The sequence below is a fragment of the Streptomyces amritsarensis genome (assembly GCF_001953875.1).
Taxonomy (GTDB): domain Bacteria; phylum Actinomycetota; class Actinomycetes; order Streptomycetales; family Streptomycetaceae; genus Streptomyces; species Streptomyces amritsarensis.
This window is the reverse complement of sequence record NZ_MQUR01000001.1, coordinates 238,059-259,169: the sequence shown is the minus strand read 5'-3', so window position 1 is coordinate 259,169 and position 21,111 is coordinate 238,059. Positions and strand designations below refer to the sequence as shown.

The following is a 21,111-nucleotide window of genomic DNA, read 5'->3' as shown; positions in this document are numbered from 1 at the left end:
GCGGCCACCTGCCCGAGCAGCGCTGACCCGACGGACATGCGGAAACCGGCCTACCGTGGAGGTATGGCCGGTGAACAGCAGCACGCGCACGAGACCGTGGCCCCGCAGGCCGGGCACGAACAGCAGACGTGCCCGGCGTGCGGGCTCCGCGTCGACACGGTGGTCAGGCGGCGCAAGTCCCTCGGGGTCTTCATCCCGGTGTGGAGCCGGGGTCCCTGCCGGAACCCCGACTGCACGGACTACGTGGAGCGCCAGGGGCGCTGACTCAGCCCGCGGGGGCCAGTTCCTTCGTGCCCAGGCCGGAGGCGAAGCCGTTGGCCCAGAGCTGGTTGACGCGCGCCCGCTCGGTGGAGTTCGGGGTGGCGTTCGTGCACGAGGTGCCCGGGCCGCCGCCCGACATCAGCTCGCTGCACGGGCCCGAGTAGTGGTCCGGCAGACCCAGCACGTGGCCGGTCTCGTGCGAGGTCACCCGGGTGGAGTTGTACTGCTGGTTCTGCCGGTAGTCGAGGAAGATGTAGCCCCGGCCGTGCCCGTCGGTGCTGGCGTACGAGCCGCGCGGGTCGTTGCCCTCGCGGTAGGAGAAGTTCCCGCCGGAGGACACCTCCTGCAGCTTCACGTTGGTGACCGAGCTGTTCCAGATGCGGGTGGAGGTGGCTATCTGGGTACGGAAGCTCGGCGCGTTGCGGGTGTTGTAGGTGACGGTGACGGCGAGGGCGCCCGGGTTCGCGGCCCGCTGCTCGGCGACCGAGCGCTGTACGGCCTCGAAGAAGGCCCGGTTGGCGGCCTCGTTCTCCGGCGAACGCTCGTACGCCGCGTAGCTCGCGGCATTGCCGGCGGGGGCGGGCGCGGCGGCGGCGGTGGGGACGGCGCCGAGGGTGGCGGCGAGACCGATGCCGACGGCGGTCGCCAGCAGGGCCTTACGGGAGTGGCGCATGTGGGGGAGCTCCTACTCATCCGGTGCGGTGGGGGGTGGGTCGTCCGGTACCGGAGTCTGCGGGAGGGGAACGGGCCGGCGGATGATGTCACTGGCCGATAGCGCCGACCTATCGGGAAGATCTCGTCAGCCCAACTGGCGTGAGAATGGCGGGATTCGGGGGGCTATCGGCGGCTGGTGCGGTCCACGGGCCCGGCCTACCCTCGGGGCATGGAGCTTGAGGTCAGGCACCTGCGCGCGCTGTGCGCCATCGCCGACGCCGGCAGTCTGCACAAGGCCGCCCGGCAACTCGGTGTGAGCCAGCCCTCGTTGACGACGCAGTTGCGCCGCATCGAACGTGCCCTGGACGGCGAGCTGTTCCTGCGCGAGCGGACCGGCTGCCGGCCCACTCCTTTCGGCCGCGCCGTCCTCGGCCGGGCCAGGCCGCTTCTCGCCGACATGGCCGCGCTGGTGGCGGAGGCCCGCGCGCAGGCCCACGGGCCGCGACTGCGCATCGGCTCGACGGCCAGCCGGGCGCTGCCGGGGTGGCTGCGGCGCCTCCACCGGCGGCTGCCGGGGACCGAGACCTCCCTCCTGGTGGACGTCTCGGCGAACGCGCTGCTCAGGATGGTCGCCGCGGGGCAGTTGGACGTGGCGTTCGTGCACGAGGTGGAGGGCAGTCCGCTCAGGGTCCCCGAAGGGCTCCAGACGCACGTCCTGATGGAGCGGGAGCCGCAGTTCGTCTCGATGCCGAGGGACCACCCCGCCGCGAGACAGGAGATCGTGTCCTTACGGGACCTGGCCGCGGACCGCTGGGCGGTGGATCCGTCGGTCGACGGTGAATGGGACGGCCTGCGCAGGGTCTTCGCCGGGGCCGGGCTCGACCCGCCGGTGCTGCACACCGACTACCACACGGCGACCTCCCTGATCATCTCCGGCGAGGCGGTCGCGCCGTGCCAGCCGACGTCCGGGCCGCGCGAGGACATGGCGATCCGGCCGCTGTGCGGGGACCCCCTGGCCGTGCGGCTGCTCCTGGCGACCCGCCCGGGCGCGCACGCCGAGGTGTACGAGGACCTCCGCGCGGCCTACCGCGAGGCCGCCCTGCGCACACCCCCGTACCGGGCGTGGCTCCACCACCACGAGAGCCCCCTGCTGGAGGCGGCCTGACCCCGCCCCGCGGGGGCGGGGGGTGGCCGGCGGCTCACGGCCGGGCCCGGTCCGCCCCTGATCCGCCGCACGCCCCCTGATTCCCGGCGCGCGCCCGGTCGTAGGCCAGGGAGAGGGCCCCCTGGGCCAGCAGGCAGGCGCCGGCCGTGGCCCACGCCGGGCTCCGCCGGCGGGCCGCCCACAGCAGCAGCGGAGCTCCCGCGGCGACCTGTGCCGCACCCAGCCGCCGGGCCTTCGGGCCGCGGAGCCACGGGCCGAGCGGGCCCGCCTCCACCGCGTCGCGCCGGGCCCGCAGGGCGTCGCGCCGGCCCGACCACTCCAGCGCCTCGGCACCCGGCGCCATCCGGGCCGAGGCCCGCAGCCGGTCGGCCGCTTCGCCCGGCGCCAGGCCGGGCGGCACGGCCAGCCCGGCGCGGGTCAGCAGGGCGGCCAGCGCCCGGAGCCGGGCCGGGCCGTCCCCGCCCGGCCCGGCGTCGGGGCGGGTGAGCCGCTCCAGCTCCTCCAGGTCCAGTACGGGGTCCAGCCCGAGCCGCGCCGCCAGGGTCCGCATCGCCCCGGGATCGCCGGACGGCCGACCGGCGGCGTCCCACTCCTGGACGACGGTCCGCCGGAAGCCGCCGGCCAGCGAGAAGCCCGCCCGGCCGCCCTCCCACCACAGGCCCAGCACCGGCCGGTCGGTGCGGGCGGCGACCGCCGAACCCCACCCGGAGATCACCTCGGCCGCACTCTTCCCGCCCGTCAGCCACGGCTTGTCCTCGGGCACGAGCACGGTCCACGCGCCGGCCGGGGCGAGCAGCAGGCGTACGCGCAGCAGGTGCGCGGGGGAGCGGACGGCGAGGGGTTCGGCGCGGCACAGGAGCAGCCCGCCGGTCGCGGGCCCCGAAATTGACATGCTCACACACTAAGGCAAATCACCCCCAAATGGCGGATTGCGGCACGATGCTTGACTTCACCCGACCGCGATATATCGTGTGTTCAGAAGACGCGATATGTTGCGTGCGTCGAGCCTGTCCGTGAGCGCACGAGGAGGATCAGCACCATGTCAGAGCAGTCGTCCCAGCCGTCGCGGTCGACGTGGCACATCGCCGAACCGCAGAAGCTCGCCTTCGAGGAGCCGGTGACCGAGCTCCGCGTACGCGTCGTCAGCGGAACCGTGAACGTGGTCGCGGCCGAGGAGGGCCCGGCCCGCCTGGAGGTGACCGAGGTCGACGGACCGCCCCTGTACGTCGTGCAGGAGGGCGGCACCCTCACCGTCTCCTACGAGGACCTGCCCTGGAACGGTTCCCAGGGCCTCAAGCAGTGGTTCGAGGACAAGCCCTGGAAGGCCTGGTCCGGCGCCTCCTCCTCCGGCCGCAAGGTGTGGGAGCGCCGTGCGGCGGTCACCCTCACCCTGCCCGCCGCCACCCGCGTCCACGTCGCCACCGTCGACGCCGCCGCCTTCGTGTCCGGCATCTCCGCCGAAACCGACGTCAAGGGTGTCTCCGGCGACGCCACGCTGGTCGGCCTGTCCGGCCGGGTCAAGGCGCACACCGTCTCCGGCAGCGTCGAGGCCCAGTCCGTCACCGGCGACCTCGGCTTCCATTCGGTCTCCGGCGGCCTGACCGTCGTCGACGGCGCGGGTGTGAGCGTGCGCGCCGACTCGGTCAGCGGCGACATGCTGATCGACCTGGACCCCGGCCCGGACGCCGAACGCCCCGTGGACATCGCCCTGAACTCCGTCTCCGGCCAGGTCGCCATCCGCCTCCCGCACCCCGCCGACGCCCGCGTCGAGGCCAACACCGCCACCGGCGGCGTCTCCAACGCCTTCGAGGACCTGCGGGTCTCCGGCCAACTCGGCGCCAAGCGGATCACCGGAACCCTCGGCTCCGGCGCCGGCACCCTGCGGGCCACCACGGTCTCCGGCGGCATCGCCCTGCTGCGCCGCCCGCAGGCGGACCCCGACGCCCCCGCGCCGCTCGCGCTCGACAAGAAGGTGCTCTGACATGCCGCCCGTCTTCGCCCACGGCCGCCTCCGCCTCTACCTCCTCAAGCTGCTGGACGAGGCCCCGCGCCACGGCTACGAGGTGATCCGCCTGCTGGAGGAGCGCTTCCAGGGCCTCTACGCCCCCTCGGCGGGCACGGTCTACCCGCGCCTGTCCAAGCTGGAGGCGGAGGGCCTGGTCACGCACGCCACCGAGGGCGGGCGCAAGGTGTACTCCATCACCGAGGCGGGCCGCGCCGAACTGGCCGACCGCAGCGGCGAACTGGCCGACCTGGAGCTGGAGATCCGCGACTCGGTCACCGAACTGGCCGCCGAGATCCGCAGCGACGTCCGGGGCGCGGCGGGCGACCTGCGGCGCGAGCTGCGGGCGGCAGCCTCCGCGTCGGCGACCCGGGTGGGCGAGGACGACTCCTGGAAGGCGGCCAAGGAGGAGCTGCGCAAGGCCAGGCAGGAGTGGAAGGAGCAGGCCCGCCGGGCGAAGGACGAGAGCCGCCGCGCCCGCGAGGAGGCGCAGACGGCCCGCCGCCAGGCCAAGGAGGCCCAGGACCGGGCCCGTGAGGAGGTCCAGCGCATCGCGGGCCAGCTCCAGGAGCAGTTCGCCAAGTCCGGCGGCGTCCTGGGCAGCCTGGCCGGCGCGTGGCTCGGCGGCGGCACACCGCCGACCGCGCCACCGGCCGACGCCGCCGAGGCGGGGGCGGACCGGGCCTCGGGCTGGGCGGTGGACCTGGCGCCGACCGTTGACCCGGCCCGCGACCTGGACCGGCTGCTGGACCGTTTCCGCGACGACGTGCGGGACGCGGCGCGGGACCGCGGGGTGTCCGCGGCCCAGGTGGCCGAGGCCCGCGACCACCTCGCGGCCGCCGCCGCCCGACTGGCAACCACGTTCGGCCCCAGGCCGTAACCCGGCGCCGCGAACGCCGGCGGGGCCAAGGGCCGGGGGCCGTCCCGGACCTGGTGCCTGGAGCGGCGGCGGGGGCAAGGGGCGGGGGTCCGCCCTGGGCCGGCGCTTCGGCTTGGTGGTGCGTGCCCGGCCCGACTACGTTCAGCCGCGGGCCTCGGCCGTGGCGTAGGTGATGCCGTGGTCCGTCAGGACCTCGGCGACCGTGCCGGGGCGGGCGAGCAGGGCCAGCAGCAGGTGCAGGGTGCCGATGTGCTTGTCCTTGCGGCCCAGTGCGATGCGCAGCGACTGTTCCAGGACCTTCTTCGAGCCCTCGGTGAAGGGGACGTGGCGGCCGCCGCCGCGGTCGTCCGGCTCGGCCCGGCCCAGGGCCGAGCGGAGCGAGGCGCCCACGGTCCGGCGGCGCGGCGCGGGGGCCGCGAGCACGCCTTCGCCGTGGGCCTCCTCGATCCGGGAGACGATCTCGGTGAGGTCGATGCCGAGTCCCGCCAGCGCCTCCTCGTCGGCCCTGGACATGCCGCCCCGTCGGCGGGCCGCCGCGAGGTCGGCGGCCACCGCGGCGCGGTCCACGCCGAAGGGGTCCAGGGCGCCGAGGGCCAGCAGGGACAGCAGCAGGTGTTCCTCGGTGACGGTGGCGGCCCGCGCCTGCCGGGCCTCGGCCACCGCCCCGGTCACGGTCGCACGGGCGTCACCGCTGAAGCGTTCGAACATCACAGCCTCCCGTACTTCTTGTGCACGGCCTGCCGGCTCACGCCGAGCTCGGCCGCGATCTCCTGCCAGGACCAGCCCTGCGCGCGGGCGCTGCGCACCTGTACGGCCTCCAGCTGCTCCAGCAGCCTGCGGAGGGCGGCCACGGCGCGCAGGCCCACGCGCGGGTCCCGGTCACCGGCCCGCTCGGCGAGATCAGTGGCTTCGGTCATGGATGTCAATGTAGGTTGACGCGGGAGGGTTCGTCAACCCTGGTTGACATCGAGGCGGTCAGGGCTTGAGGACGATCTTGCCGAAGAGGTCGCCCGACGCGAGCTTCTCGAAGCCCTCACGCGCCCGGTCCAGCGGCAGGACCTCGTCGATCACCGGCCGCAGCCCGGTGGTGGCGCAGAAGGCGAGGAGGTCCTCCAGCTCGTCCTTCGAGCCCATCGTCGAGCCGACGACCTTCAGCTCCAGGAAGAAGATCCGGGTCAGCTCGGCGTGTGCCGGGCGGTCGCCGCTCGTGGCGCCGGAGATCACCAGGGTGCCGCCGGGGCGCAGGGACTTCACCGAGTGGGACCAGGTGGCGGCGCCCACGGTCTCGATCACCGCGTCCACCCGCTGCGGTAGCCGGGCACCCGGCTCGAACGCCTCCACCGCGCCCAGCTCCACGGCCCGCTTGCGCTTGGCCTCGTCCCGGCTGGTGGCGAAGACCCGCAGGCCCGCCGCCTTGCCGAGGGCGATCGCGGCGGTCGCGACACCACCGCCGGCGCCCTGGACCAGGACGGAGTCGCCGGGACGGACCCCGGCATTGGTGAACAGCATCCGGTACGCGGTCAGCCAGGCCGTCGGCAGGCAGGCGGCCTCCTCGAAGGACAGCTCGGCCGGCTTGCGCAGGACGTTCCAGGCGGGGACGGTCACCTGCTCGGCGAAGGTCCCCTGGTAGCGCTCGGTCAGGATCGAGCGGGGCTCGTCCGGGCCGACCCCGTGGCCGCTCTGGCCGATCACGGAGTGCAGGACGACCTCGTTGCCGTCCTGGTCGATCCCGGCGGCGTCGCAGCCGAGGATCATCGGGAGGCTCTCCTCGCCGAGGCCCACCCCGCGCAGCGACCACAGGTCGTGGTGGTTGAGGGAGGCGGCCTTGACGTTCACGGTCACCCAGCCGGGACGGGCCCCAGGGGCGGGGCGGTCGCCCAGCACAAGGCCGTTCAGCGGCTGGTCACGGTCGATTCGGGCGGCATAGGCAGCGAACATGCGGCGACGCTACCGCTCGGTAGGTCCCGGTTCCAGACCTCCCGCGACCGCACGGGTGAGGCCTTCGTCGCACCCGCCCCGGTCCCGGGGACGGCGGGCGGGCCCCGTCGCGGCCGCGCCCACCCGGCAAGGGCCCGCCGGGGGCGGCACCGCGCGAGCGCCGGGCACACGCGAAGAGGCCCGGCCGGAGCGGATCCGGTCGGGCCTCTTCGCGTACTGCTCCGTGCTCGGGTACCGCGGTCAGACCAGGCGGGCCACGCCGTCGGCCTTGGCGGCGGCGGCGACGGCCGCGGCGACGGCCTCCGCGACGCGCTCGTCGAACGGCGAGGGGATCACGTAGTCGGCGGCGAGCTCGTCACCGACGACACCGGCGATGGCGTCGGCGGCGGCGATCTTCATGCCCTCCGTGATCCGGGTGGCGCGCACCTTGAAGGCACCCGCGAAGATGCCCGGGAAGGCGAGCACGTTGTTGATCTGGTTCGGGAAGTCCGAACGGCCCGTGGCCACGACCGCCGCGTACTTGTGGGCGACGTCCGGGTGGACCTCCGGGTTCGGGTTGGCCATGGCGAAGACGAACGCGTCCTTCGCCATCGTGGCCACCGCCTCCTCGGCGACGGAGCCGCCGGAGACGCCGATGAACACGTCCGCGCCGGCGAGGGCCTGCTCCAGCGAGCCGGTCTGGCCCGTCTTGTTGGTCAGACCCGCGATCTCCGCCTTGACGTCCGTCAGGTCGGAGCGGTCCGCGGACACGACGCCCTTGCGGTCGGTGACGCAGACGTCGCCGATCCCCGCGTCCACGAGGATCTTGGCGATGGCGATGCCCGCCGCGCCCGCACCCGAAATCACGGCGCGCAGGTCGCCGAGGGTGCGACCCGTCAGCTTGGCGGCGTTGCGCAGCGCGGCCAGCGTCACGATGGCCGTACCGTGCTGGTCGTCGTGGAAGATCGGGATGTCCAGCGCCTCCTGGAGGCGCCGCTCGATCTCGAAGCATCGGGGAGCGGAGATGTCCTCCAGGTTCACCCCGCCGAAGGACGGCGCCAGACGGATGACCGTCTCGACGATCTCGTCCGTGTCCTTGGTGGCGAGCGCGATCGGGACCGCGTCGACACCGCCGAACTGCTTGAAGAGGATGGCCTTGCCCTCCATCACGGGGAGGGAGGCTTCCGGGCCGATGTCACCGAGGCCGAGCACGGCCGTACCGTCGGTGACGACGGCGACCACGTTGGACTTCCAGGTGTACTCGTTCACCAGCTCCGGCTGCTCGGCGATGGCGGTGCACACCTTCGCCACGCCCGGGGTGTACGCCAGGGACAGGTCGTCCTTGTCGTTCACCGGAACCGTGGCCTGGATGGCCATCTTGCCGCCCCGGTGCAGTGCGAACACCGCGTCGGGGTTGTTGTCCGTCGCACTGTCGCTGCGAGGGTTGACGATCTCCGCTGCCACTTCGTGTGACCCCTTAATTCCTTATGTTCGTTGAGGGTGGCCACTCCTGGTTAAGGGGTGGGCGGGCACCGCGTCCGTACTCCGCATCGACGGTTGGCCCGTCTCCGCGAAGGGGAGGTTCGTACGCGCGGGCGCGCCGCACGCGCGCCCTGAGCCCCGGATGAGGGGTGTAAGGATCTGTTCTACCCGAAGAACACTCGCTCAGACGAGTCGATTCCGGCTCAACCGTAGGTCAACTGCCCGTCTTTTGGCGAAAAGTCCAAACCTTCTCGTCCGGTGGGCGAGACGCTCGGGAGAAACTGCGCCCAAAAGGCCTGGTCACAGCAGTATCTGCGGCCTCGACCCCCCTTGCCCGCAGTCCTGTTGGCCTACCCCGGGCGCCCGTTATGCGATTTTGACCTGACGGGCAGCCTGAATGTCTCAGTCCGAATGGCAAGATGCCGTAATCACACAAGGTCGCGACACTCGATGGTGCGTGTCCGACCGTTTTTCGATGCTTTTCCACCCCTGCCGGAGGAACGAAGCCATGACCGCAAGCACCACCCGTCGTACGACCGCCGCCCGGTCCCGGATCGCCGCGGTCGGCGCGATCGCGGTCGCCGGCGCCCTGATCCTCACCGGCTGTGGCGACCAGACCGACAAGGCGACGTCGACCCCGTCGGGTGCGGCGAACAACAGCAGCGCGCCGCTCTTCTCGAAGCTCCCGAAGAAGATCCAGGACGCCGGTGTGATCAAGGTCGGCACCGATGCGACCTACGCGCCGATGGAGTTCACCGAGGGCGGCAAGATCGTCGGTGTCGACCCCGACATCGCGGCGGCCCTGAGCAAGCAGCTGGGCGTCCAGTTCAAGTTCGAGTCGGGCACGTTCGACACGCTGATCGGCAGCATGCAGACCGGCCGCAGCGACCTGGTCATGTCCTCCCTCACCGACACCAAGGCCCGCCAGGAGGGCCTGGACGACAAGGGCGCCAAGACCGGTGCCGGCGTCGACTTCGTCGACTACTTCTCCGCCTCGACCGGCATCCTGGTCAAGAAGGGCAACCCGGAGGGCATCAAGACCCTCGACGACCTGTGCGGCAAGACGGTCGCCGTCCAGCGCGGCACCACGTACGAGGACTCCGCCAAGACCCAGGCCGAGAAGTGCAAGACGGACGGCAAGGGCGAGCTCAAGATCGAGTCCTTCCCGACCGACGCCGAGGCCCAGACCCGCGTGAAGGCCGGTGGCGCCGCCGCCGACCTGAACGACTCCCCGGTCGCCGCGTACATCGCGCAGACCGCCGGCGGCGGCAACGACTTCGAGGCCATCGCCAACCCGACCGACGCCGGCCTCTTCGGCATCGCGGTCGACAAGAAGAACACCGAGCTGCGCGACGCGCTCAAGGAAGCCCTGGACGCGATCATCAAGGACGGCACCTACAAGGCCGCCCTGGACAAGTGGAACGCCGGTTCCGGCGCCGTGACCGAGGCCAAGATCAACGCCGGTTCCTGACCTCCGCGTACCACCGCAGCACACTGAAGGGCAGTCACTGTGACTGACAAGCTCGACAAGGACCCGGGTCCGGCGGACACCCCGCCGGCCGGGTCCGTCCCCCCCGAGGCGATCCGCGCCATCCCGGTCCGCCACTACGGCCGCTGGATCAGTGCCGTGGTCGTCATCGGTCTGGTCGTGGCGCTCATCGTCGCCTTCTCCCAGGGCAACGTGCGCTGGGCGACCGTGCCGGAGAAGCTGTTCGACCCCTCGATCCTGCGAGGCGTCGTCAACACGATCTGGATCAGCGTCACCGCCATGGCCCTGGGCCTGGCGCTCGGTGTCCTGTTCGCCGTCATGCGCCTCTCGAAGAACCCGGTGACCAGCACCATCGCCTGGTTCTACATCTGGCTCTTCCGCGGCACCCCGGTGTACGTGCAGCTCCTCATCTGGTTCAACCTCGCCCTGATCTTCCCGATCCTGAACCTCGGGTTCTACAAGGACGAGATGACCCAGGTCATGACGCCGTTCCTGGCCGCGCTGCTGGGCCTGGGCCTCAACGAGGGCGCGTACATGGCGGAGATCGTCCGCGCCGGCATCCAGTCGGTCGACGAGGGCCAGACCGAGGCCTCGCACGCGCTGGGCATGACCCGGACGCAGACCATGCGCCGTGTCGTCCTGCCGCAGGCCATGCGGGTGATCGTGCCTCCGACGGGCAACGAGTTCATCAACATGCTCAAGACGTCGTCGCTCGTCGTCGCCGTGCAGTACTTCGACCTGCTGCGCGCCGCGCAGGACATCGCCTCGACCTCCTTCGCGGTCATGGAGATGTTCTTCGTCGCCTCGATCTGGTACCTCGCACTGACCAGCGTGTTCAGCGTCGGCCAGTACTACCTGGAGCGCCGCTACGCCCGTGGCGCACTCCGCACCCTGCCGCCCACGCCGCTGCAGAAGATCAAGGCGAAGCTGTCCAGCTTCTCGAACAGCAAGGCGGTGGCCTGATGACTGCCATGGTGAAGGCCGAGGGCGTCCACAAGTCCTACGGTGCGGCGCACATCCTCAAGGGCATCGACCTGGAGGTCGCCCCGCGTGAGGTCTTCTGCCTGGTCGGCCCGTCCGGCTCCGGCAAGTCGACCTTCCTGCGGTGCATCAACCACCTGGAGCAGATCAACGCCGGACGGCTGTACGTCGACGGGGACCTCGTCGGCTACCGCCAGAAGGGCGACAAGCTCTACGAGCTGAAGGACAGCGAGGTCGCCGCCCAGCGCCGCGACATCGGCATGGTCTTCCAGCGCTTCAACCTCTTCCCGCACATGACGGCCATAGAGAACGTCATGGAAGCGCCGGTCATGGTGAAGGGCGAGTCCAAGGCGGTGGCCCGCGAGCGCGCCGTCCGCCTCCTGGACCGGGTGGGCCTCGGCGAGAAGGGCGGGAACTACCCCTCCCAGCTCTCCGGCGGCCAGCAGCAGCGCGTGGCGATCGCCCGCGCGCTCGCCATGGAGCCGAAGCTGATGCTCTTCGACGAGCCCACCTCCGCCCTCGACCCGGAGCTGGTCGGTGACGTCCTCGACGTCATGCGCGACCTCGCCGAGTCGGGCATGACCATGATCGTGGTCACCCATGAGATGGGCTTCGCCCGCGAGGTCGGCGACAACCTCGTCTTCATGGACGGCGGCGTCGTGGTCGAGTCGGGCCACCCGCGCGAGGTGCTGGGCAACCCCCAGCACGAGCGCACCAAGGCCTTCCTCTCCAAGGTGCTGTGACCGGCGGCGCCGGCCGCTGAGCGGACACGGCCGAGGGGCGGTACGGGAATCCGTACCGCCCCTCGGCCGTGCCGTGCCCCGGTCCCGCGCCCCGGTCCCGGATTGCCTACTTCAGACCCAGGACCAGTGCGTCGGAGGGCGACCGCCAGACCGTACGGGCTTCCGCGAACCCGGCGGCGCGCAGGGCCTCGGCGTGCCAGGCCGCGGAGGGGGTGTCGCCGTCGGCGTGCTCGCCGTAGATCTCGAAGCGGCGGGCGGTGGGCTCGGCCAGCGCGGGGTCGGCGGCGGCCAGGGCCCACCACTCGCGCCAGTCCACCGCGCCGGCCGCCTTGGCGCGGTCCATGCCGGCGTGCCGGTGGGCGCGCTCGGCGGCGTTGATGCGCGGGGTGGTCGGGTCGGGCATGTGGTCGGCGTTCATGAACGCCCCGCCGGGGACCAGCAGCGGTGCGAGCCGGCCGTACAGCACGGCCAGGTCCTCGCTGTGCAGCCAGTGCAGGGCGGTGGCGGTCAGGATGACGTCGTAGTCGCCGTGGGGGAGGGCCGAGGGCCAGTCGGGGTCCTTGAGGTCGGCGGTCACGAAGGAGACCCGCTCGTCCCCGGAGAAATGGCCGCGGGCGATGGTCAACAGCGCGGGGTCGAGATCGACGCCCGTACTGGTGGCTTCCGGGAACCGCTTGAGGACGCGGTCCGTAATACTTCCCGTACCGCATGCGAGATCCAGCACCCGGGGGGTGGGTCCCACCAGTGCCTCGACCATGTCCAGCATCACCCGGAACCGCTCCTCGCGGTCGGGCATGTACCACTCCTGCTGGCGGTCCCAGCTGTCCTGCCAGGCCTGCCAGTCGGTACCGGTCCGCCGCGCGCCGGCCGTGCCCGCCGTGTCCGTCGCATCAGCCATCCCGAACCCCTCCCTACGTAATACCCTCGAATACGTCTCAGCTGTTACGAGACATTAATCCGCAGCCGTAAGGACTACAAGTGGAACTGGCCCATTACTCGGACTTCGCCGTGCGCCTGGTCAACACCGAGGAGCCGGCCCGCAACAAGGACGCCCTCACCTCGGTGGACGCCGTCCGCGCCCTGTTCGGCGCCAGCCAGCAGATGGCCCGCCGCGTCACGGACACCGACATCACCCGCTTCCGCAACGTCCGCGGCCGGCTGCGGGCCGTCTTCGAGGCAGCCGACGGCGGCGACGAAGTCCTCGCCGTCGACCTGCTGAACTCCCTGCTCATGGAGTTCCCGGTCAGTCCGCAGGTCTCCGGCCACCAGACGCTCGACGAGACCGGACGCCCCGACTGGCACATCCACCTCGCCGACCACCCCTCGAACGCCTCCGCCGGCTACGCCGCCATCGCGTCCTTCGGCCTGGCCTTCCACCTCACCGAGCACGGCCCCGACCGCCTCGGCCTGTGCCAGGCCGCGCCCTGCCGCAACGCCTACCTCGACACCTCCACCAACCGCTCCCGGCGCTACTGCTCCGACCGCTGCGCCACCCGGGCCAACGTGGCCGCCTACCGCGCCCGCAAGCGGCTGGAGGCCGAGGCGTCGGCCCGCAGCACCCGCAGCGACGATGCCGCCCAGGACAACCGGGCCCTCAGCGAGCGCTGATCCCCCTCGCGCGGCCGGAACCGCAGGACCGCCGTCGCCAGCACCAGCTCGCCGGGCACCGGCCCGTAGACGGTGCTGTCGCCGGTCTCGTTGAACGGGTTGTCGCCCAGCACCCACCAGGCGCCGCCGGGCCGCCGCTCCACCGCGCGCTTGACCACGAGCAGATCCTGCTGGAACGGGTGGCGCAGCACCACGATGTCACCCGGCCGGACGGCGGCCCCGTACCGGACCACGAGCCGGTCCCCGTCCAGCAGCGTGGGCACCATCGACGGGCCCGTCACCTCCACCACCTCGAACCGCTTGCGCGGGCGGGCGCTCTCCACCATGCGTGTCCTCCTCGTCACTCACGCATGCTGCCGCACGGCCCCGTACATTCGCTCACCGGTCCGGCCGCGACCCTGGACTTTTGTCCTAAGCCCATGGGGGCGCCCGCGAAATCCCGTTCTCCAGCGAGTAATGTCCCCCTTGAGAAGACGATCACGAGGAGGACAAACTCCATGCTTTCCCGCCTCTTCGCCCCCAAGGCGAAGGTCTCCGCCCACTGCGACCTGCCGTGCGGCGTGTACGACCCTGCCCAGGCCCGCATCGAGGCCGAGTCCGTCAAGGCCGTGCAGGAGAAGTACCAGGCCAACGACGACGCCGACTTCCGCGCGCGCGCCATCACCATCAAGGAGCAGCGCGCCGAGCTCGCCAAGCACCACGTCTCGGTGCTGTGGAGCGACTACTTCAAGCCGCCGCACTTCGAGAAGTACCCGCAGCTGCACACCCTGGTCAACGACACCCTGAAGGCCCTCTCGGCCGCCAAGGCGTCGAACGACCCGGCGACCGGCCAGAAGGCCCTCGACCTCATCGCCGAGATCGACCGCATCTTCTGGGAGACCAAGGCCGCCTGAGCCCGGTGCCCCGCAGCATGACAACGGCCCGACCGCACCACGCGGTCGGGCCGTCGTCATGTCCGGTCGCCTCAGGGGGCGCCCCAGGCGCACGACCCGTGCCGGTGAGGTTCTGACCTCACTCGTCCTCGTCGTCCTCGTCGTCCAGCCGGGCCAGCCAGGTGGCCAGGCGCTCCACCGGAACCTCGAAGTCCGGGTTCAGGTCGACGAAGGTGCGCAGCTGCTCGGCGAGCCACTCGAAGGTGACCTCCTCCTCGCCGCGCCGCTTCTCCAGCTCCTCGATGCCGCGATCGGTGAAGTACAAGTCGGGCTCCGTGCCGTGATGGGGATGTGCAGGGGGTGTTTCCCGCCAGGATAATCCGCGACGCCCGGGAGACCTCCCGTCCCCGGCGCCACCGACGCTAGCCTGGACATCTCACGAGCGGGCGGGGGGCGTGGATGACCGACGGGCGCACGACCGGGACGGCGCGCGCCTTCGAGCTCCTCGAACCCCTCGTCCAGGCGGCGACGGTACGCGTCCACGCCCCGCCGGGCGGGTATGACAACCCCGGCAGCCATCGGACCGGTCCCACCTGGGGGAGCGGTTTCTTCATCGCCCCCGGCTGGGTCCTGACGTGCGCGCACGTGGTCGGCGAAGGGGGTGCCGCCGTGCGTCTGACAGGCCGCGAGGTCGGCATCACCTTCCACTCCGGCAGACACCGCCACGGCGGCGGCGCGCCCGGCGCGGTCACCGGGACCGTCACCGGGCGCGTGGAGTGCGTACTGCCCGAGCGCCTGGAGGAGCGGCGGCCCGGCCGGCACGCCCTGTGGGACCTGCCCGACCTGGCGCTGGTCCGGGTCCTCGCCCCCGTCTCCCACGCCTGCGTCTGGCTCACCGACCGCTCCCGGCCGCGCTTCGACGAGGTCGCCTACTTCGGCTGCACCGAGGACCTCGGCACCCCCGAGATCACCGGCCGCACCACCCGGCTGCGCGGCACCGCCGGGAACGGCGCCGCCATCCGCCTCGCCGACGACGACGAGATCGACCCCGGAATGTCCGGCGGGCCCGTCGTGGACCTGGCCCGAGGAGAGGTCGTCGGCGTCGTCAAGGCCCGCCGGCAGACGGGAGGCGGCGGCCTCGCCGTCTCCGTCGTCCAGCTGCGTACCCTCCCCACGGCCGCGCGGGGGCAGATCGGGCTCTACCGGCGGATCATGCAGGCCCACGACCTGTACCACTACGACCGGCACCTCAGCGACCTCGACAACCGCCGCACCTGGACCGACGTGCACGGCGAGCTCCCGCTGCAGGAGCGCGACCCGTACGGCGGCCGCGGCCGGCTCACCCCCGGTGAACGCACCACCTTGTGCGGCCTCCTGGCCGAACTGCCCCCACCGAGCTCCTCCGAAGCCGTCCGCGCCCTGGTCGAGGCCGTCCGCGGCGAGGAACCGGACCCGCAGCCCCCGGCCCCGCTGAGCTGGCGCGACGGGCTCGGGCTCCTGCACGACCCGCCGGGCGGGACCGGCGAGGCCGCGGCCATGCTCCGCTACGCCACCGACGTCAGCGTGGCCGACTACCGCGAGCCCCCGACACCGGGCGCCGACGAGGAGCTGTGGGACTGGGTACGGGCCACCGCCGAGCGGCTCTGGCGGCCGCTGCGGCGCGAACTCGGGGAACGCCACGAGCGGGGCCTCGCCGAGCGGGAGCGCCGCCGCCGGGCCTCGGCCGGCCGGGCCGCGGGCGGCCCGGCCCGCAGGGCCGGCGGACTGCCGGCCGGGGCGTCGGTCCTGCTGGAGGTGTGGGCGCACGGCTGGGAGCACCTCTACGACTGGCGGGTCTCGGTGCTGGCGGGCCCGGCCCACCCCGGCCGGCTGACCCCCGTGGACTCGGGCGTACGGGCCACCGTGGCGGACCTGCCGGAGCGGTTGCGGGCCCCGCTCGCCGAGGCGTTCCGCCGGTGCGACACCCACGTGGCGGCGGCCCTGCTCGAAGTGGCCGTGGCCCCCGAACTGTTCGGGCTGGCCGTCGAGGACTGGGTGGTGGCCGGCGGGGTCCCGCTGGGCGTGCAGCGGCCCGTCGTGCTGCGCCACCCCGGCGGCGCGTACTGCCACGGCCCGGACACCCGCGGCCCGGACGCCCACGGCCCCGGCACCCATCCGGCGGACCACGAGGGAAGCCGGGCCGCCGCCCGGTGGGCCCGGGTACAGGCGGGACCGCTCCAGGACGAACGGGCCGACTGCGCGGGCGGCCGCCCCCGCGCCCCCTCCGCCGCATGGCTGTCGGGCCTGCCCGACACCACCGTCCCGGTGCACTGCCGGGCCGCCGACCAGGAGCCCACGCTGGGCTCGCTCCACGCGGTACGGGACGCCGGCTACGGAGTGGCCGTGACCCGCAGGCCGCCGCCGGACCCAGGGGTGTCGTGCGCGCCGTTCCACCGCGGGCTGCGGGAGGAACTGGCCGACGCGGGCCGGGCGGAGGTGCTGCCGCTGCGGTTCCAGACGTTGCGGGGACGGGCGTACGGGGCGGACCCCGACGCCTACTGGGCTGCGGGCGCGGGGCTGGTGTGGGAGGACCCGGCACGGCCGCTGCCGGACGTCGAGCCGCTCCACGGCGACCTGTGACGGCGCCCGGCCCGGCGGATTCGAGGGAGGGAACAGGCACCATGAACGACGACTGGCTCATCTACCGCGGGGCCGGCGAGCCCCACGACGGCATCGACGCCCTGCCCGACCCGCCGCCCTGGCGTGACTTCGACGGCGGCCCCGTCGTCGATCCGGGACCGGCGGCCGCGGCCGCCGAGGGCAACGTCGCCCGCCGGCTCGGAGCGCACCGGCAGGCCGCCGAACTGCACCGGCCGGAGCCCGAGGAGTTGGAGGCCGTCAACGCGGCGCTGTACCTGCGGCGGCCGCTGCTCGTGACCGGCTTCCCCGGAACGGGCAAGTCCACCCTCGCGCACTCCGTCGCCCACGAACTGAAGCTGGGGCGCGTGCTGCGCTGGCCGGTGGTGTCGCGGACCGTGCTCCAGGACGGGCTCTACCGCTACGACGCCCTCGCCCGGCTCCAGGACGTGCAGCTCGCGGCCGGCGGCGCGGGAGCCGCGGCCGGGGCCGGCGCGGGGGCCGCCGGCCCGCTGCCGGGCGCCGTCCCCGGCATCGGCAAGTACATCCGGCTCGGACCCCTGGGCACGGCCCTGCTGCCCACCGCCCGGCCCCGCGTGCTCCTCGTCGACGAGCTCGACAAGAGCGACATAGACCTCCCCAACGACCTCCTGAACGTCCTTGAGGAAGGGGAGTTCGCCCTCCCCGAGCTGGAGCGGGTCGCCGACACCGAGCCCGAGGTCGAGGTGCTCACCGACGACGGGACGAAGGCGACCGTGCGGGGCGGCCGGATCCGCTGCCGGTCCTTCCCCTTCATCATCCTGACCAGCAACGGCGAGCGGGACTTCCCCGCCGCCCTGCTGCGGCGCTGCATCCAGCTCAAACTCGGGCAGCCCGGCGAGAAGCGGCTCGCCACCATGGTCCGCGCCCATCTCGGCGAGGAGGCCGCCCGGCTGGGCGGCGACCTGATCCGCGAGTTCCTGGGCCGCTCCCAGTCCGAGCTGGTCGCCGCCGACCAGCTCCTCAACGCCGTCTACCTCACCCACTACGCCTCCCCGGCGAGCCGGGAGGACCTCGCGGACCTCCTCATCCAGCGCCTCGACCGCCCGAGGTGACCGGCCGTGCCCGAACCCCCAGAACCCGCCGTGCCCCCGTGCACCGCCGTGCCCCCGTGCACCGCCGCCGCATCGCCGCCCGCCGCGCCCGGCATCCGCGAACTGGCCGCCCTGCTGCGGGCCGCCGGGCTCGACCCGTCCGCCGAGGAACTCGCCGACGCCCTCTGGCTCGCCGGCCACATCCGCGGCCCCGGACCCGCACGGCCGCCCGACCACGGGCCCGACCCGGAGACCGACCCCGCGGATCCGTCCGCGGAACCCGTGGAGCCCCTACGTGCGGACGCGGACGCCGATGACCCCGTACGGCTCTACGCACCCGGCGCGCACCCCGCCGGCGGGGCCGAGGACGAGACACCCGAGGAGTCGCCCGACGACCACGGAATACCCGTACGCGTGCCCGGGGCCGCCGCCCTGCCCCGCATCCTCGACGTCCAGCGGGCCCTGCGCGCCCTCCAACGGCACCGCCCGCCCGCCCCGCCCACCCGGCTGGTGATCGACGAGGGCGCCACCGCCGACGCCAGCGCCCGCGCCCTCGGGCTGCTCATCCCCGTGCTCCGCCCGGAGAGCCGGCGCGAGGCGACCGTACGGCTCGTGATGGACGCCTCCCCCTCGATGGCCGTCTGGCACGACATGTTCGAGGAACTGAGGTCCGTCTGCGAGCGGTTGGGGGCCTTCCGGGACGTCCAGGTGCACTACCTGCACCGCCGCCCGGACGGCACGGCGGCGCTCGGACGCGGCCCCGCCCCCGGCTCCGCACTGCGCTCCGGGGACCAGCTGCGCGACCCGACCGGCCGCGCCCTGACCATGGTGGTCTCCGACTGCGCGGGACCGCTGTGGCGCGAGGGCGCGGCCCAGCGGCTGCTGCACCGCTGGGCCGAATGCACCCCGTGCATGGTGGTCCAGCCCCTGCCGCAGCGACTGTGGGGCCGCAGCTGGCTGCCGACCGAGCGGGGCACCCTCGCCCGGCTGGAGGGCGCCGGGCAGAAACTGCGGTTCCGGCCGGACCGGCCGGTGCTGCCCGGGCGGATCACGGGCGGGATCGCCGTGCCCGTGCTGCCGCCGAGCCCGACCGCCCTCGGCGCCTGGGCCCGGCTCGTCGCCGGCCTCGGCACCGGCCCGGTCGCCGCCGAGGTGGGCCGCGTACGGGCCGACCACCCGGCGGCGCCCGTTCCGCCGCCGCCCGCCGTCCGCCCGCCGCGCGAACTCGTGGCACGCTTCCGCTCCTCGGCCGCGCCCCGCGCCGTACAACTGGCCGTGTACCTGTCGGCGGCCCCCCTCACGCTGCCCGTGATGCGGCTGGTGCAGCGCACGATGCTGCCGGACTCCGAACCCTCGGACCTGGCGGAAGTCCTGCTCAGCGGGCTGTTGAAGCGCAGCGGACCGGGCCCGGGGCACTGGTACGAGTTCGTCCCCGGCGTGCAGGACGTCCTGCTGGGGCCGCTGGGGCGGGACGAGGCCGCGCTGGTCCTCAAGCACTGCTCGGAGTACGTCCGGGCGCACTTCGGGGCGGGCGTACGCAACTTCCCCGCGCTCGCGGTCGCACAGCTGACCGGCGTCGCGCCGGCGGTGGCGGCCCCCGCGCCCGACGACGCGGAACAGGCTCCCGAGGGCCGGCTCCCCCAGGCCTTCGCACAGGTTTCGGCCAAAGTCGTACGGCGCTACCTGCCCGGGATGCCGCAGGACGGACAGCCGGTACGGCAACCCGCGCCGGCTCCCGTGATCGCACGCGCCGGGGCGGTGCGCGCCGCCCGCGACCGGCTCGCCGACGCGGACGCAGACGGCGACGCGGGCGCACGGGCCCTGCGCGAGGCCGTGGCGGTCCTGCGGCGGGCCGTGACGGCCCCGGCCGGACCGGCGGACCCGCCGGAGGAGGCCGAGACGGAACTGGCGGGGGCGCTGCTGCGGCTGTGGACCGCCGAACGGGACCCGGACATCCTCGCCGAGGCGGAGCGGGCCGTCACCGGACTGCGGACCGCCGCGGCGCGGGCGGCGCGCGGGCGGGTGCTGTACGAGCGGGCGCTCGCCGCCGGCCCCGACCCCGACCTGCTCGCGGCGGCGGACCGCGAGTTCGCGGCGGCCGCCGCGTCCGACACGGCCGAACCCGACCTGCGGCGGGACTGCGCGGTACGGCGGGCCGAAACCCTGATCCGGCTCAGCGCGCTGCGCGAGGACCCGGGCGCGCTGCGCGAGGCCCGCGCGGCCCTCGAACCCCTGGCGGGCCCCGTACCCGGCGGCGACCCGGGCCCGGACCCGCAGGCGCCCCCCGACCCGTACACCGAACCGCACCCCGAGCTTCAGTCGGCCCTCGGCCGGGTCCTCCTGGCGCTCCTGTCCCGCACCCCCGACCCGGCCGAGCGCACCACCCTGGCCGAAGAGGCGGCCGCCCGCCTGGCCGCGGTCCTGGCCGCCGCGCCCGCCGGGACCGGCCGCGCCGCCGCGGCGGTACGCGTGGAACTGGCCGACGCGCTGCGCCACCTGCCCGCCCGGCTGGAGGAGGCCGCCGGACAGCTGGCCGCCGCCCTGGAGGAGACCGGCGGGGATCCGGAGCTGCGGGTGGCCGCCCTGCTCTGCCTGGCCCGGGTGCACCGCGAGCGGTACGCGCGCGACGCCGACCCGGCGGCACTGGAGGACGCGGCCGAGGCGTACGGCCGCGCCCGCAGGCTCGTACCCCGCGACGGGGACGCCTTCCGCGAACTCCTCCCCGAGTGGGGGGACGTACTCCTGGACCGGGCCCGCACCGCCGGCGGCCGCCGGTTCACCGGGGCGGCCGTACGCGTGCTGCGCGAGAGCCGGGCGGCGGTCCCGCAGTCCGACGCGGAAGCCGCGCACCGGCTGATGCGGCTGGCCACCGGACTCCGGCTGCGGCACGCCTACGAGCGGGACGCGGTGGACCTGCGGGAGGCCGAGTATCTGCTGGAACTGGCGGTCCGCAACAGCCGCGGCCCCCTGGACCGGGCCCGCGCCTGGCGGGACCACGGCGATGTGCAGCAGGAGATCCACGGCCACACGCGGGCCGCGGACCGCCTCGACCGGGCGGCCGAGTCCTACCGGCTGGCCTGGCGGGCCGCCCTGGAGGCCGACCGCGAGGGCCGCGACGACCACGAGGGCCGTGAGGAACCCGACGGCCGGGCGGGCCGCGAGGACACCGCGCTGCGGTTGGCCGCGCGCGTGCAGGAGTCCCGCGGGGAGGTCCTGGAGCGGCTCGCGCGGCCCAGGGCCGCGCTGGAGGAGTACCGCTCGGCGCTCCAGCTCTGGAAGCGGATCGGTACCGACCCCGACGGGCGCTCCGAGGGCCTCCGCGCGCGGGTACGGGCCCTGGAGTCGCGGCGGTGACGGCAGCTCCGCGG

General features: G+C 73.7%; 21 protein-coding genes. 12 read left to right on the top strand and 9 right to left on the bottom strand.

What is annotated here, in order from left to right:
• Positions 1–63: 63 nt before the first annotated feature.
• The gene (locus AVW11_RS01120; protein WP_037833702.1) at positions 64–264 is read left to right on the top strand and encodes a hypothetical protein; all 201 of its coding nucleotides are present in this window, start codon (positions 64–66) and stop codon (positions 262–264) included.
• Position 265: 1 nt separating this feature from the next.
• On the opposite strand, the gene snpA is transcribed toward AVW11_RS01120, so the two are convergent.
• The gene (snpA, locus tag AVW11_RS01115) at positions 266–934 is read right to left on the bottom strand and encodes a snapalysin (protein WP_030849893.1); all 669 of its coding nucleotides are present in this window, start codon (positions 932–934) and stop codon (positions 266–268) included.
• A 210-nt stretch (positions 935–1,144) separates the two neighbouring features.
• Here snpA and AVW11_RS01110 point away from each other — a divergent pair, with 210 nt between their 5' ends.
• Positions 1,145–2,080 (top strand): LysR family transcriptional regulator, encoded by a 936-nt coding sequence (locus tag AVW11_RS01110; RefSeq protein ID WP_076042911.1) that lies wholly within the window; start codon positions 1,145–1,147, stop codon positions 2,078–2,080.
• Between the two features lie 34 nt (positions 2,081–2,114).
• Here the strand turns inward: AVW11_RS01110 and AVW11_RS01105 are convergent, their stop codons facing one another.
• A complete protein-coding gene (locus AVW11_RS01105; protein WP_206281863.1) occupies positions 2,115–2,966 on the bottom strand; it encodes a hypothetical protein in 852 nt (283 codons plus the stop codon).
• A 153-nt stretch (positions 2,967–3,119) separates the two neighbouring features.
• Here AVW11_RS01105 and AVW11_RS01100 point away from each other — a divergent pair, with 153 nt between their 5' ends.
• Both AVW11_RS01100 and AVW11_RS01095 read left to right on the top strand, forming a co-directional pair.
• Positions 3,120–4,061: a DUF4097 family beta strand repeat-containing protein gene (locus tag AVW11_RS01100; RefSeq protein ID WP_030849873.1), complete on the top strand. Its 942-nt coding sequence runs from the start codon at positions 3,120–3,122 to the stop codon at positions 4,059–4,061.
• Between the two features lies 1 nt (position 4,062).
• Complete coding sequence (locus AVW11_RS01095) at positions 4,063–4,962, top strand: PadR family transcriptional regulator (protein WP_076042909.1); 900 nt, start codon at positions 4,063–4,065, stop codon at positions 4,960–4,962.
• Positions 4,963–5,103: 141 nt separating this feature from the next.
• On the opposite strand, the gene AVW11_RS01090 is transcribed toward AVW11_RS01095, so the two are convergent.
• The 4 genes from AVW11_RS01090 to AVW11_RS01075 form a co-directional block, all read right to left on the bottom strand.
• Complete coding sequence (locus AVW11_RS01090) at positions 5,104–5,670, bottom strand: Clp protease N-terminal domain-containing protein (protein ID WP_060176758.1); 567 nt, start codon at positions 5,668–5,670, stop codon at positions 5,104–5,106.
• Complete coding sequence (locus tag AVW11_RS01085) at positions 5,670–5,879, bottom strand: helix-turn-helix domain-containing protein (protein ID WP_030013034.1); 210 nt, start codon at positions 5,877–5,879, stop codon at positions 5,670–5,672. The genes AVW11_RS01090 and AVW11_RS01085 overlap by 1 nt, the downstream gene beginning before the upstream one ends.
• A 58-nt stretch (positions 5,880–5,937) precedes the next feature.
• A complete protein-coding gene (locus AVW11_RS01080) occupies positions 5,938–6,900 on the bottom strand; it encodes a zinc-binding dehydrogenase (RefSeq protein WP_030849864.1) in 963 nt (320 codons plus the stop codon).
• A 240-nt stretch (positions 6,901–7,140) separates the two neighbouring features.
• The gene (locus tag AVW11_RS01075) at positions 7,141–8,343 is read right to left on the bottom strand and encodes an NAD(P)-dependent malic enzyme (RefSeq protein WP_030849861.1); all 1,203 of its coding nucleotides are present in this window, start codon (positions 8,341–8,343) and stop codon (positions 7,141–7,143) included.
• Positions 8,344–8,869: 526 nt separating this feature from the next.
• Between AVW11_RS01075 and AVW11_RS01065 the strand changes: the two genes are divergently transcribed.
• The 3 genes from AVW11_RS01065 to AVW11_RS01055 are packed head-to-tail and all read left to right on the top strand — an operon-like array spanning position 8,870 to position 11,574.
• Complete coding sequence (locus AVW11_RS01065; RefSeq protein WP_030849858.1) at positions 8,870–9,832, top strand: ABC transporter substrate-binding protein; 963 nt, start codon at positions 8,870–8,872, stop codon at positions 9,830–9,832.
• Between the two features lie 39 nt (positions 9,833–9,871).
• On the top strand, positions 9,872–10,813 hold the full coding sequence (locus AVW11_RS01060) for an amino acid ABC transporter permease (protein ID WP_060176759.1): 942 nt from the start codon (positions 9,872–9,874) through the stop codon (positions 10,811–10,813).
• On the top strand, positions 10,813–11,574 hold the full coding sequence (locus AVW11_RS01055; protein WP_030849853.1) for an amino acid ABC transporter ATP-binding protein: 762 nt from the start codon (positions 10,813–10,815) through the stop codon (positions 11,572–11,574). The genes AVW11_RS01060 and AVW11_RS01055 overlap by 1 nt, the downstream gene beginning before the upstream one ends.
• Before the next feature lie 106 nt (positions 11,575–11,680).
• Here the strand turns inward: AVW11_RS01055 and AVW11_RS01050 are convergent, their stop codons facing one another.
• Positions 11,681–12,472: a class I SAM-dependent methyltransferase gene (locus AVW11_RS01050; RefSeq protein WP_030849851.1), complete on the bottom strand. Its 792-nt coding sequence runs from the start codon at positions 12,470–12,472 to the stop codon at positions 11,681–11,683.
• Between the two features lie 80 nt (positions 12,473–12,552).
• Between AVW11_RS01050 and AVW11_RS01045 the strand changes: the two genes are divergently transcribed.
• Positions 12,553–13,182 carry a CGNR zinc finger domain-containing protein gene (locus AVW11_RS01045; protein ID WP_030849849.1) on the top strand — a complete coding sequence of 210 codons (630 nt, stop codon included), beginning with the start codon at positions 12,553–12,555 and terminating at the stop codon, positions 13,180–13,182.
• Here AVW11_RS01045 and sodX read toward each other — a convergent pair.
• Positions 13,086–13,508 (bottom strand): nickel-type superoxide dismutase maturation protease, encoded by a 423-nt coding sequence (gene sodX / locus AVW11_RS01040; RefSeq protein WP_030849846.1) that lies wholly within the window; start codon positions 13,506–13,508, stop codon positions 13,086–13,088. The genes AVW11_RS01045 and sodX overlap by 97 nt on opposite strands.
• Before the next feature lie 171 nt (positions 13,509–13,679).
• Between sodX and sodN the strand changes: the two genes are divergently transcribed.
• Positions 13,680–14,075, top strand: coding sequence for a superoxide dismutase, Ni (gene sodN, locus AVW11_RS01035; RefSeq protein ID WP_030036761.1), 396 nt, complete (start codon positions 13,680–13,682; stop codon positions 14,073–14,075).
• Positions 14,076–14,193: 118 nt separating this feature from the next.
• Here the strand turns inward: sodN and AVW11_RS01030 are convergent, their stop codons facing one another.
• On the bottom strand, positions 14,194–14,379 hold the full coding sequence (locus AVW11_RS01030) for a DUF6104 family protein (protein ID WP_010061466.1): 186 nt from the start codon (positions 14,377–14,379) through the stop codon (positions 14,194–14,196).
• A 134-nt stretch (positions 14,380–14,513) separates the two neighbouring features.
• Here AVW11_RS01030 and AVW11_RS01025 point away from each other — a divergent pair, with 134 nt between their 5' ends.
• From AVW11_RS01025 to AVW11_RS01015, 3 genes are read left to right on the top strand one after another with little or no spacing between them, the layout of a single operon-like run.
• A complete protein-coding gene (locus AVW11_RS01025; RefSeq protein ID WP_076042907.1) occupies positions 14,514–16,673 on the top strand; it encodes a VMAP-C domain-containing protein in 2,160 nt (719 codons plus the stop codon).
• A gap of 41 nt (positions 16,674–16,714) precedes the next feature.
• Positions 16,715–17,764, top strand: a complete 1,050-nt coding sequence (locus tag AVW11_RS01020) for an AAA family ATPase (RefSeq protein ID WP_030849840.1) — start codon at positions 16,715–16,717, stop codon at positions 17,762–17,764.
• A 6-nt stretch (positions 17,765–17,770) separates the two neighbouring features.
• Positions 17,771–21,097, top strand: a complete 3,327-nt coding sequence (locus tag AVW11_RS01015) for an SAV_2336 N-terminal domain-related protein (RefSeq protein WP_143568782.1) — start codon at positions 17,771–17,773, stop codon at positions 21,095–21,097.
• The last annotated feature ends 14 nt before the right edge of the window (positions 21,098–21,111 follow it).

Excerpts from the sequence above, each read along its gene's own strand:
- AVW11_RS01120 (WP_037833702.1), top strand. The coding sequence starts at position 64 with ATGGCCGGTGAACAGCAGCACGCGCACGAGACCGTGGCCCCGCAGGCC.
- snpA (WP_030849893.1), bottom strand. The coding sequence starts at position 934 with ATGCGCCACTCCCGTAAGGCCCTGCTGGCGACCGCCGTCGGCATCGGT.
- AVW11_RS01110 (WP_076042911.1), top strand. The coding sequence starts at position 1,145 with ATGGAGCTTGAGGTCAGGCACCTGCGCGCGCTGTGCGCCATCGCCGAC.
- AVW11_RS01100 (WP_030849873.1), top strand. The coding sequence starts at position 3,120 with ATGTCAGAGCAGTCGTCCCAGCCGTCGCGGTCGACGTGGCACATCGCC.
- AVW11_RS01095 (WP_076042909.1), top strand. The coding sequence starts at position 4,063 with ATGCCGCCCGTCTTCGCCCACGGCCGCCTCCGCCTCTACCTCCTCAAG.
- AVW11_RS01090 (WP_060176758.1), bottom strand. The coding sequence starts at position 5,670 with ATGTTCGAACGCTTCAGCGGTGACGCCCGTGCGACCGTGACCGGGGCG.
- AVW11_RS01085 (WP_030013034.1), bottom strand. The coding sequence starts at position 5,879 with ATGACCGAAGCCACTGATCTCGCCGAGCGGGCCGGTGACCGGGACCCG.
- AVW11_RS01080 (WP_030849864.1), bottom strand. The coding sequence starts at position 6,900 with ATGTTCGCTGCCTATGCCGCCCGAATCGACCGTGACCAGCCGCTGAAC.
- AVW11_RS01065 (WP_030849858.1), top strand. The coding sequence starts at position 8,870 with ATGACCGCAAGCACCACCCGTCGTACGACCGCCGCCCGGTCCCGGATC.
- AVW11_RS01055 (WP_030849853.1), top strand. The coding sequence starts at position 10,813 with ATGACTGCCATGGTGAAGGCCGAGGGCGTCCACAAGTCCTACGGTGCG.
- AVW11_RS01050 (WP_030849851.1), bottom strand. The coding sequence starts at position 12,472 with ATGGCTGATGCGACGGACACGGCGGGCACGGCCGGCGCGCGGCGGACC.
- sodX (WP_030849846.1), bottom strand. The coding sequence starts at position 13,508 with ATGGTGGAGAGCGCCCGCCCGCGCAAGCGGTTCGAGGTGGTGGAGGTG.
- sodN (WP_030036761.1), top strand. The coding sequence starts at position 13,680 with ATGCTTTCCCGCCTCTTCGCCCCCAAGGCGAAGGTCTCCGCCCACTGC.
- AVW11_RS01025 (WP_076042907.1), top strand. The coding sequence starts at position 14,514 with ATGACCGACGGGCGCACGACCGGGACGGCGCGCGCCTTCGAGCTCCTC.
- AVW11_RS01020 (WP_030849840.1), top strand. The coding sequence starts at position 16,715 with ATGAACGACGACTGGCTCATCTACCGCGGGGCCGGCGAGCCCCACGAC.